Annotated in this window: 11 protein-coding genes; 4 read left to right on the top strand and 7 right to left on the bottom strand. The window is 39.5% G+C overall.

Annotated elements, in window-relative coordinates:
* Positions 1-140: 140 nt before the first annotated feature.
* Positions 141-1073 carry a DNA polymerase III subunit delta' gene (locus LEPBI_RS17070; protein ID WP_012390394.1) on the bottom strand — a complete coding sequence of 311 codons (933 nt, stop codon included), beginning with the start codon at positions 1071-1073 and terminating at the stop codon, positions 141-143.
* 6 nt (positions 1074-1079) lie between these two features.
* Positions 1080-2003, bottom strand: a complete 924-nt coding sequence (locus tag LEPBI_RS17065) for a branched-chain amino acid transaminase (RefSeq protein ID WP_012390393.1) — start codon at positions 2001-2003, stop codon at positions 1080-1082.
* A gap of 169 nt (positions 2004-2172) precedes the next feature.
* Here LEPBI_RS17065 and mnmG point away from each other — a divergent pair, with 169 nt between their 5' ends.
* On the top strand, positions 2173-4047 hold the full coding sequence (gene mnmG, locus LEPBI_RS17060; protein ID WP_012390392.1) for a tRNA uridine-5-carboxymethylaminomethyl(34) synthesis enzyme MnmG: 1875 nt from the start codon (positions 2173-2175) through the stop codon (positions 4045-4047).
* Positions 4048-4484: 437 nt separating this feature from the next.
* Here mnmG and LEPBI_RS17055 read toward each other — a convergent pair whose 3' ends face one another.
* Complete coding sequence (locus tag LEPBI_RS17055; RefSeq protein ID WP_012390391.1) at positions 4485-5210, bottom strand: hypothetical protein; 726 nt, start codon at positions 5208-5210, stop codon at positions 4485-4487.
* A gap of 58 nt (positions 5211-5268) precedes the next feature.
* On the opposite strand from LEPBI_RS17055, the gene LEPBI_RS17050 reads away from it, so the two are divergent.
* The 3 genes from LEPBI_RS17050 to LEPBI_RS17040 are packed head-to-tail and all read left to right on the top strand — an operon-like array spanning position 5269 to position 7666.
* Complete coding sequence (locus tag LEPBI_RS17050; protein ID WP_012390390.1) at positions 5269-6012, top strand: RsmG family class I SAM-dependent methyltransferase; 744 nt, start codon at positions 5269-5271, stop codon at positions 6010-6012.
* Entirely contained in the window at positions 6005-6766 is a 762-nt protein-coding gene (locus LEPBI_RS17045) for a ParA family protein (RefSeq protein WP_012390389.1), read from the top strand. The genes LEPBI_RS17050 and LEPBI_RS17045 overlap by 8 nt, the downstream gene beginning before the upstream one ends.
* A 3-nt stretch (positions 6767-6769) precedes the next feature.
* Positions 6770-7666, top strand: a complete 897-nt coding sequence (locus LEPBI_RS17040) for a ParB/RepB/Spo0J family partition protein (protein ID WP_012390388.1) — start codon at positions 6770-6772, stop codon at positions 7664-7666.
* Here LEPBI_RS17040 and LEPBI_RS17035 read toward each other — a convergent pair.
* The 4 genes from LEPBI_RS17035 to LEPBI_RS17020 are packed head-to-tail and all read right to left on the bottom strand — an operon-like array spanning position 7640 to position 11286.
* Positions 7640-9460: an ABC transporter transmembrane domain-containing protein gene (locus LEPBI_RS17035; protein WP_012390387.1), complete on the bottom strand. Its 1821-nt coding sequence runs from the start codon at positions 9458-9460 to the stop codon at positions 7640-7642. The two genes, LEPBI_RS17040 and LEPBI_RS17035, sit on opposite strands and share 27 nt — an antisense overlap.
* Before the next feature lie 4 nt (positions 9461-9464).
* Positions 9465-9935, bottom strand: coding sequence for a YaaR family protein (locus tag LEPBI_RS17030; RefSeq protein ID WP_012390386.1), 471 nt, complete (start codon positions 9933-9935; stop codon positions 9465-9467).
* Between the two features lie 8 nt (positions 9936-9943).
* The gene (locus LEPBI_RS17025) at positions 9944-10297 is read right to left on the bottom strand and encodes a bactofilin family protein (protein WP_012390385.1); all 354 of its coding nucleotides are present in this window, start codon (positions 10295-10297) and stop codon (positions 9944-9946) included.
* Complete coding sequence (locus tag LEPBI_RS17020) at positions 10297-11286, bottom strand: M23 family metallopeptidase (RefSeq protein ID WP_012390384.1); 990 nt, start codon at positions 11284-11286, stop codon at positions 10297-10299. Before LEPBI_RS17020 ends, LEPBI_RS17025 begins: the two co-directional genes overlap by 1 nt.
* Between the last annotated feature and the right edge of the window lie 86 nt (positions 11287-11372).

Here is an 11372-nt window from a genome sequence, read left to right as displayed (position 1 = left end):
GGGGCTAAGTCGTTTGCGTATGTTAGGTGGAATTTAATTTATGATCAATTAAGGTCAATAATTGGTTCCTATCGATTGATGGATACAGATCCATTTGCTTTCAGAAAGGGTTTCAATTCTCTTTCGTTTTTATTTTTTAATTATGTGGCGAGTCTTAAAAAAAGTTGGGATAAAAGAACATACTCAAGAGCTGGAATTTCGTAATGGAGTTTCATTTTAAAGTCAAGGATGGCTTCAATCCTACCCACATTGGCTTCAAAGTTTTTTTGTCTGTATTCATAAAGCAGTAACAAACAAATCATTTCTAAAAAATCAATTCCAGTGAGTCCTTCTTTATTCGAACGAAATTCACCGAGTTGGTCTCTCACCCAATTTTCTAATTTGAATAGCAAAATGGAATCATGGCAATGTTCCCTTACATTCTCATGCCACTCTTCTAAAAATTCATCAGCAATTTCAAACGGATTGAGGGAACCACCATAATACAATTTTGCTTCCGCGATTTCATTCCTTCGAATCTTTTTGATTTCATCCTGCGGGAGGTAGTGGAAAGGAATACAAACCGAACGAGAAACAATCGTTTGTTTTAAATTATGTAGGTCATTGACTATCAGAATGAATTTTGTATGTGGAGGCGGTTCTTCTAATGTTTTTAAAAGTGTGGTTTCGGCTTCATTGTTGATTCGATTTGCTTCAGGAAAAAGAACGATTCGATAATCCGAAGTGTGTGGTTTGAAAGGGATCCGTGCAGATAATAACCATCGAATGGTGAACTCTTCAGGGTCTTTTTCTTTCCCGATTGCAATGTTCTTTCGTCTTGGGAATTGAATGAAGTCAGGATGGATTCCTCTCATGAACTGACGGCAGGAATCACAATGACCGCAAGAGGTTCCTTCCAAACAAAGGATTTGTCGTGCAAAACGTTCTGCGGCAAGCCACTTCCCCACCCCATCTGGTCCGTAAAAAATTAAGGAACCTGGAATTTTCGAGCGATCTTTTAAAAAAGATTTTATGTATGTCAGTGCTACATCTTGGCCTGACACTTGCTCAAATGAAAACGAAGTATCGACCATTTTAATTTAATAAACCGGAGTGAGCCAATTCATATACTTTGGATCTTCACCACGTACAGTTTCAAAAAAGATAGATTGGATTTTTTTGGTCACAGGTCCGATGGTTCCATTTCCAATCACTCGGCGATCTACTTCTTTCACCCAAGCTACCTGCACACCAGTCCCGGAAAAAAATAATTCATCCGCAATATACAGTTCGGATCTTGCGATGTCTCTTTCGATCACTTGGTATCCAAGGTCCTTTGCGATTTGAATGATGCTCCTTCTTGTGATCCCTTCTAAGATCGAAGAGGGAATGGTTGGTGTATGGATCACTCCATCACGAACGATAAAAAGATTTTCGGCAGAACCTTCTGATACAAACCCTCTTGCATCGAGAAAGATGGCTTCATCCATTCCATTTTGAACCGCTTCCGATTTGGCAAGTGCTGAATTCACATACCCACCACTCACTTTCGAAAGAGTGGGGATTTGGTTATCAGAAAATCTTTGCCAAGAGGACACCATGGTTGTGAGCCCATTTTGTGTATCAAGATAGTCATCGAGTTTCAGAGCATACACAGTGATGTCAGCTTTCACATCATGGAATCGAGGCGAAAGTTGTAAGGCTGATGTATAAATGAAAGGTCTTAAGTATACATTTTGTTTAGCTTCGTTTTTTCGAAGTAGATCCAAGATGATGGTTTGGATTTCTTCCGGAGTGATTTTGATTTGAAGTTGCATGATCTTTGTGGAGTTCACAAGTCGTTTGCAGTGTTCTGGCAATCGAAAGACATAAAGATTTTGTTTGGCTTCGTTGTAGTAACCTCTGATTCCACCAAAAACTCCTGTACCATATTGTAAGGCATGGGTTTGGACACTGACTTTTGCGTCTTCGGAAGGAACAATTTTACCTTCAAAGTATGTATAAGGGAATGAATTCTGAGCCATTGAGATTCCTATCCTTCCAATCTTTAAGAGTTTCGAAATTAGAAAATGAATTTTATCTTTTTTTCTCTCGAAGCATAGGCCGATGGTTTTGATATCGTTCTAGAGAGTAGTCTTTACTCTCCTTTATTTTTCATAAGACATAAGAATCGTTACACTAAGAAGACATAATATGAATCCTTCCTTTTATCCAAACCAATTTGATTGTATCGTTGTGGGTGCCGGTCATGCCGGAACAGAAGCCGCTTATATCTCTGCAAAAGCAGGTCTGAAAACTTTACTCATAACGATGAACTTAGATACCATCGGTCAAATGAGTTGTAATCCAGCCATCGGTGGGATTGCAAAAGGCCATATGGTTCGGGAAGTGGATGCTCTTGGTGGTCTTATGGGACGAGTGATCGACCAAACTGGAATCCAGTTTAAGATGTTAAACACTTCCAAAGGACCTTCTGTTTGGGCCCCACGTGCGCAGGCAGAGAAAAAACAATACCAACTCATGATCAAACACCAGTTGGAAAAATTACAACAGCTTTCGATCCGACAAGATACTGTTGAAGATTTGATTGTGGAAGGAAACCAAGTCACAGGTGTCATCACCGGCCGTGGTTTTACTTTTTATACAAACCATGTGATCTTAACCACAGGAACATTTTTATCCAGTGTGATCCATATAGGAACATACCAAAAAGAATCAGGTCGGATTGGAGAACCAACAACGAAAGGTCTTTCCCATACTCTTGCTCGTTTTGAATTACGCTTAGGTCGTTTGAAAACAGGAACCCCTGCGCGTGTTCATAAAAATTCGATCAACTTTGATGGTCTCGAAATCCAAGATGGAGATGAAAATCCAAGACCCTTTTCTTTTTCCACAAAGAAGATCGATCGCAAACAAATCCCTTGTTTCATCACCTACACGAATGATACAACTCATGAACTGATCAAACAAAACTTAGAATACTCACCGATGTATTCGGGTCAGATCAAAAGTGTGGGACCAAGATACTGTCCTTCGATCGAAGACAAAGTGGTTCGTTTTGCAGAACGAGACAGACACCAAATTTTCATCGAACCAGAAGGTTATGAAACAAATGAGATGTATCTCAATGGTGTCTCCACAAGTTTACCGGAAGAAGTGCAATGGAAGTTCCTTCGAAGCATCAAAGGTTTAGAGCAAGTGGAACTCATGCGACCTGGTTATGCCATCGAATATGATTATGTTGATCCAACAGAACTCCATCCGACTCTCGAAACAAAAAAGGTAAAAGGACTCTACCATGCAGGCCAAATCAATGGGACCACAGGGTATGAAGAAGCAGCGGCTCAAGGACTTGTCGCTGCGTATAATGTGATACGTTCCGTTCGGAAAGAAGAACCTATTTTATTCAAACGAAGTGAATCCTATATTGGAGTGCTTGTGGATGATCTCGTCTACAAAGGTGTGGAAGATCCGTATCGAATGTTTACAAGTCGTGCGGAATATCGCCTTCTTCTCAGACAAGACAACGCTGACCAAAGGCTCATGCAATACGGATATGAGATGGGTCTTGTGGAAGAATCATTATACAAAGATATGAAAGATCGTTATGCCAGGATTGAGTCGATTAAATCCCATTTGTTTGTCTCTGCGATGAAACCGTCTCCAGAGCTCACAAAAGTTTTGGAAGAGAAACAGATTACGAATTATAAATTTGGTCACTCGCTTTCCTCTTTTCTCAAACGATCAGACATCAAAATTAAAGATTTAGAACCAATCGTTTCCGAACTTTCGATTTTGAATGAGGATGAAAAAGCAGTTTTGGAAATGGAAGTGAAGTATGAAGGGTATCTGAAACGAGAACTAGAGACCATCGAATACCGTAAGAAGTTTTTAAACTTTCAGATTCCCATTGATTTTGATTACGCGAGTGTGAAAGGTTTGAAGACGGAAGCCATCGTGAAATTAGAAAAACATAGACCACTCAATTTAGAAAATGCCCTTCATATTTCGGGAGTGGATCCTTCCGATGTGGATTTACTTCTCTATCATTTGGTGGATCGACATTGATCAAATAATTTTATTCCACTCGCAGATTCATTACCGACGATATGAAAAAAACCAACCAAGAGAGATTCCTTTTGGTTGGTTTTTTTATGGGAACCTTTATGATTTCATTTTCATGAATCGTAAATGGAGACAGAGTTTCTGTTGCATCTAGTACCAATCATTTCTATGACACTTGTTTGTTATGATGTCAGATCGGAGATTCGTTCTGAGGGACTAGATAAGTGATTCGGACTGGAGACCAAACGATTTCAAAAATGGATGAGGGAATGACAAACCTATCAGAGCGAAGAAAACAACTGAACCATTCACCCTTGCCTAGAGTAGAGATTTGATTACTGTATCGAGAAATTAGTTTTTAAATGGTTTGAGTGGAGATCCATTTCCGCCGAGAGCGACTCACTCTGACAACGGATATGGATGAATTGTTTTTTTTATTTTTAATCGTAAACTAGAACGTGGGTCTTTTCTAAAATCCAATTGTCCCCTTGTTTCACGTGAAACGAGTGGGACTCCAAACTTCCATCTGCTTTGTATTTTAGTTTATGTACCCTGCGGTTTTCACCTTGGAAAAATTCTCTTTCCACTAAGTTTCCTTTGCCATCAAACTTAAAATGGATCTCACCTAAACCCTTCTTTTTCTCATCAGTAAGGTATTGGATTTGGACATTGGGCCTCTTTGGATCAACTTGAAAACGAAAGGATTCGTTATCTTTGGTTTCTATGTTTTTACCTTCCGCAGCAAAAACATTTCCTTCACCATCACTTTCAATTGTGTAAACCATCACTAGTTTGCCTTCACGGTCTTTCACATTCATTTTTTTCAGGGCACGACCTTTAAATTGAAAATCTTTTCGTTCCACGAGATGACCACCATTATCATAAACTTCTTCACTCGTTAAAAGACCTTCGGTGTAACGGAATGTTGTTTTCCCATCACCTTTCCCTTCTTTGTCTGAATACGTTTCCGCAACCAATTTGCCATCCGAGTTGTATTCGTATTCTGCGACATAAATCACCTGACCCTCTGCGTTCCTTACGATTTCTTTCGTTGGAACTTTTTTCACTTTTTTGAAAAGATAAGCATCTTTGTGGGACCATTTGCCAGGTGTGTAACCTAAGATAGGAACGGATAGGATGATGAAAAAAATAAACATTCGAAACATGGAAATGATTTCTCCTACAGGAGACATCGGCGAAATTCTATAAAACGATAATACGATTATGCCAGAAAAAACCATCCAAGAAGAAATCCAAACGATCATCCCTGAACTCTTTCCGATTCTTGAACCTGAATTTGATTGGGAGCTTGTGAAAAATTTTTATGATTTTTTAAAGCGAGACAATGAAAAGGGAGGATTCTTTTCAAAGAATGATTCTGAAAAAATTCTCGAGAGACATATTCTTGAATCATTGATTTTTGTGTGGAAGTTAAAAACAACAGGATATGTTTCACGTGAAACAAATGTAGCCGATGTTGGAACAGGTCCTGGTCTTCCGGGATTCTTATTTGCTGTATTGAAGAAGGCACCCCAGGTATTCCTTGTGGACTCCCAAAAACGAAAACTAGCTCTTCTAGAAGCTGAAATCACAACTGGTAGTCTTTCGAAAGTGAAGAAACGAGTTGAGTTCATTTATGCAAGAACAGAAGAAATCAGTTCCAATTTTGATGTTGTGACTTCAAGAGCGATGGTCCCCTACCCTTACCTTGCAGAGGTAACAACAAGGATGGTGAAACAAAAAGGAATCTTATGTCCCTTCCTTGCACAACCCTACCAGGATTTGGAAAAGGAAACCGAAGTTTTAAGCAATAATGGCTTCGTATTGAAAAAAGAAATTCTCATTCCAGAATTAGAGTTTGTTGGAAAGAGACATATCAAAATACTGCAAAAGAATTCACTTCCAAAAAAGGGATACCCCCGCGACTGGAAGGAAATCGTAAAGGAGACGAAAAGCAAGAATGGGTAAAATTGTTTCGATCAGTAACCAAAAAGGTGGTGTTGGAAAAACAACCACAGCGATCAACTTAGCATCCAATCTTGTTGATTTAGGAAAAAAAGTTTTGCTCCTGGATATCGATCCACAAGGAAACTCAGGATCGGGACTTGGCTTGGAAGTGCAGTCACTGAGTAAAACAACTTATGAAGTGATGATCGGTGAACTATCTGCAAGAGAAGCGATCCAAAAAACATTCATACCAAATTTAGATATCATTCCTTCGAACATCAACCTCTCGGGACTAGAAGTAGACTTTCTTGGCATCGAGAAAAAAGAATTCAAACTGAAAGATGCTCTTGCATCCATCAAAGAATCCTACGATTATATTTTAATCGATTGTCCTCCCTCCCTCGGAGTTTTAACGATCAATGCACTTTGTGCATCTCAATCAGTCATGATCACTTTACAAACTGAGTACTTTGCATTGGAAGGACTTTCGCAACTCATGCGAATCATTTCTCTTGTTCAATCACAATGGAATCCATCACTCGCATTAGAAGGAGTGCTTCTGACAATGTATGACAAACGAACCAACTTAGCAAACCAAGTGGCTGACGATGTGAGAAACTATTTCAAAGAGAAAGTTTATGAGACTGTCATACCAAGAAACATAAAACTCTCAGAAGCACCTTCGTTTGGAAAACCAATCAACTACTATGATCCTGATGGTGTTGGTGCCAAAAGTTATAAAAGTTTAGCGGAAGAAATTGTAGGGAGGGCATAAGTTATGGCACTCGGCAAAGGAAAAGTATTAGGACGAGGACTTGGAAATTTAATTCCAGTCAATGAAAACAATGTAGAGATTTCGAAAGAGGAACTATCGGGACTACGCGAAATCAAAGTTTCCGAAATCTCACCAAATCCTCACCAACCAAGAAAACAATTTTCAGATGTATCCATCCAAGAACTTTCCAATACCATTATCGAACATGGAGTGATCCAACCGATCGTAGTTCAAAAAAATCCATCTGGTTCAGGTTTCATCTTGGTTGCTGGAGAAAGGAGATTACGTGCATGCAAACTTGCTGGTTTTGCAAAAATTCCTGCGATTGTTCGTGATCTATCGGAAGCGGATATGATGGAGCTTGCACTCATCGAAAATATCCAAAGGGAAAATTTAAATCCGATGGATGAAGCGTATGCCTACCAAGCCATCATCGACAAACGAGCGTTAAAGGTAACAGACCTTGCCACTCGTGTGGGAAAAAACCGTGCAACCATTTCCAATTTGATTCGCCTCCTCTCTTTACCGAAACCTTTACAAGATTGGGTGAAAGAAGGGAAACTTTCGGAAGGACAAGCACGTCCCCTGCTCTCGATCCCGGATTCCAAAAAACAATTTGAAGTAGCACAGAAAGTGATTAGTGAAAGTTGGAATGTTCGTGAAGTGGAAAACTATGTTTCCAATTTACTAAACCCTGATAAAAAATCGAATTCCTCTTCTAGTGTTCCAGACAAACGAGATGTTAGCATTGTGAAATTGGAAACAAAATTAAGAAACAAATTCAGTTCCAAAGTGGAAGTGTCCCACAATGAAACAAATGGCAAAGGCAAAATTGTTTTTTCTTACGCAAATCTAAGTGATATGGAAAGGATCTTAGAGCAGCTCGGTGTGAAATTGTAATTTCGCCAATCTTTCATATAACTCACTTTGTTTTAAGAGTTCGTCATGTGTTCCAACGGACTCAATCTCCCCTTCTCTTATCACCACAATCTGATTGGATTTGACGACTGTCGAAAGCCTATGTGCGATCATGATAGTGGTCCTTTCTTTTACTAAATGGTCGAGTGCCCTTTGGATCATTTGTTCTGATTCCGAATCAAGAGCCGATGTTGCTTCATCCAACAAAAGGATTCTTGGATTGCGAAGGATGGCTCTCGCAATGGCGATCCGTTGTTTTTGTCCGCCAGAGAGTCTTGTCCCCAAATGTCCCAAATTGGTATCATATCCTTCAGGGAGTTGGTTTAAAAATTCTGTTACATAAGCGCTCTCTGCTGCTCTTTGGATTTCTTCAAAACTAGCATTTGGTTTTCCATAAGCGATGTTCTCGCGTAAGGTTCCACTGAAGAGAATGGGTTGTTGTGGGACAAAACCGATAAGGGATCGTAAGTCTTCTAATTTCAATTCTTTGGTATTGATCCCGCTAATGGAAATTGTTCCAGAAGTTGGATCATAAAAACGTAGGATGAGTTCGAACAAAGTACTTTTGCCACCACCCGACGGGCCAACTAGAGCAGTAGTTTTGTTTGCAGGAATTTCTAAATTGATTCCTTTGATGGCTTTGTGTTCTGGTCTTGATGGGTAAGAAAATGCCAATTGGTTTAGGTGGATGGTAAGACCATTTTGTTTTCCAAAACCATTGTTGTTGTGAAGTGTATCGATAGATTGGAAAATTTCTGTAATCGGTTTTGGAAATTCTGGATCTTTGATTTCAGATTCGGATAATAACAATTCCATTAATCTTTCTGTTGCACCGGCAGCTCTTTGCAAATCACCAAGAACTTCGGAAACGGCTCCCACACTATTGGCAACCATGATCGCATAAAAAGAAAATGCGATGAGTTCACCACCAGTAATCTTCCCTTCGAGTACATCAGTCCCACCCACCCACAACATAAAACTGATTCCCGTGAGGATGAACAAAATCACGGTCCCAATTAAAAGAGCTCGTTGTCTGATGCGAGCAACAGCCACAGCAAATGCATCTTCTACTGTTTCGGAAAATTTTTGGATATCTACTTTTTGGTGATGGAAGGATTGGAGGATTTTTATATTGAGGAGGGATTCGCTTACATAGGTTCCGATGCTTGCGATTTTATCTTGAGTGTTTCTGGATAGGTTCCTTACTTTTTTACCATAAAACAAGATAGGGAAAACGATGAAGGGAACACTGAGTAGAACGATGAGTGTGAGTTTCGCATTTGTGATGAATAAAAAAATAATCCCTCCGACAAACATCAATATGTTACGAAGGGCAATGGATGCAGAAGATCCGATGACCGTTTGGATGAGTGTCGTATCTGTTGTGATCCTTGATTGGATTTCCCCGGGAGAGTTGGATTCAAAAAAACTGGGGTGGATGAAAATGATATGTTGGAACACATCTTTTCTGATATCAGAGGCAACACGTTCTCCAATCCACGAGACAGTGTAATGGCGAATGTAAGTTCCAATGGCGAGTAGTATCCCCACAAATATGATAAACACCAGAGCATAACCTAATTCCTGTTTGGACTTTGCGGAAAAGCCAGCATCCACCAAATGGCGTAAACCTTGTCCAAGTCCTAATGTGACACCAGCTGTGAACAATAATGCAAATGAGGATAATACCATTTGCAATCGGTATGGTTTGAGATAAGAAAAAGTTTTGGAAAGAACACGAAGATTTTTTGACTTAGGTCGGTCAGGTGTTTGCAAAGAATTATCCTTTTAGATCAATCAGTAGACCCCTTATTTCATCTAATTGTTTCAAAATAACAAAGGCACTGTTATTCGGTGAAAACATTGTTTTCGCCAATAAATCCAATTTTTCATCTACTACCTTTACATACCGAACATCTTTTTGGTCATTTCGGCCTCGTTGTGGGGCTTGCATCACTTTATAGTTTTTTTTTAAAATGAGCTCTGCAATTTGTTTGATGTGTTTTTTATACAAATCGAGGTTTTTATGATTGGGATCTTTGATTAATTCTTTTTCAAGATCAGGTAAATCTTTCCAAAGTTCATTCAGTTCTCTCGTTTCTTCTTTTCCTGCCGGAACGATTGATTCCAATATATCCAAAAAACTTTGTTTGGATTCGTCAACGGGTCCAAAGGAAGCAGATAGTTTGTCTTTGGATCCTTTTTTAGCCTGAGTGGATACAGACTTAGGGTTGTTGTTTTGGATGATCATAAACCCGCCTAATGACGAGTGGGGTTAATTGTACATTTTCCGTGGAACACAACACCTTCTTCCACGATGAGTCGTGGGGTAACAATGTCACCCTCGAGTCTGCAGCTTGAAAGTAGAGTCACACGTTCTGTTGCATAAATATTACCTCGGATTTCTCCGCCGGCAACTACCACACGCGCTTTGATATCTGTATCGACGATTCCTGATTTTCCAATAAGAACCTTTCCTGTGGTTTCGAGGACTCCACGGAATTTTCCATCGATACGAATGAGGCCAGGGAACTTAAATTCGCCTGTGAACTCAGCCCCTTCTCCGATGATGCTATTAACTAAAAATTCTTCTTCTGTAGATGGATTCGACATTATTCTTGGATTTGGTTGAGAAACGAAAACGGATTCAACGCCTGAGTACCAACATGTACTTCATAATGGAGGTGGTAAATCGGATTTTCAGGTGATTTTCCAACGTAACCAAGAATGTCGCCCTTGGAAAGTTTTTCATTTTTCTTCACACGGATTCGATCCAAATTAGAGTAGATCGTTTTCCATCCAAATCTGTGAGATATTTTTACATAGTAACCAGTTGCTGGTGAGTAACCTGTATCAAACACAAGTCCCGGTGCTGTTGCAATGACTTCCGCGCCTGGAAAGGAACCAATGTCCAATCCACGATTGATTTCTTCTTTTCCAGTGATGGGTGAGATGTACTTTCCAAAAGGGAATAACACATACCCTTTGGTTGGCCAAATCGAAGGTGTGTTTTTAATGATGCTCTTTCTTTTTTTGATGAGTTTGATGATCTCTTCTGAAAGTTCTGAAGACAGTTTTAAATTGTGAATGTCTTCTTTGATGCGGAAGGATTCATCAGTAATGTCAGTCTGTGGTGTACCTTGTAGGGCAAGGAACTGGCCTGCTTGTCCACCCATCCCTTTCGATACGCGCGATGGATCACCACCTAATTTGATGTAAAGATTGGAAATTCGTTCGTAATAGTATTGGATGGTTTCGTGAAGAGAATTTACCTCTTCTTTCATTTTTGATGATTGTCGGATAAAGTCTTTGTTTGTGAGATTGAGTTCTGTGAGTTGGTGGATGGATCCACTATGAGATAAAACATTCACAGCGCTAATCACAAGGAGAACAACCATGATCCCAATGAAGATGGATATGGCTTTGTATGAGATAACAAAGTTAATTGTTTTTCGATCCGTGTGAGGAATGACCATGATGGTCAGCTTTTCGCGACCCTTTTTGTCCAAATCCTCATAACGTTGGGATAACTTAAGCTTCCATTCCTGGACTTTATACCGAAGTCGGTAGAAAATTAAATGTAATCTTTGTTTTACTTCCACGTTCGTTATAGACCTATGATGATTTAAACAAAAGTTAATCTACCCACTATATCTTTCGATTGAATTTTCATTTTCATCCAGTGGAA

Source organism: Leptospira biflexa serovar Patoc strain 'Patoc 1 (Paris)' (assembly GCF_000017685.1).
Classification (GTDB): Bacteria; Spirochaetota; Leptospiria; order Leptospirales; family Leptospiraceae; genus Leptospira_A; species Leptospira_A biflexa.
This window is presented reverse-complemented; position numbering and strand designations above follow the sequence as displayed.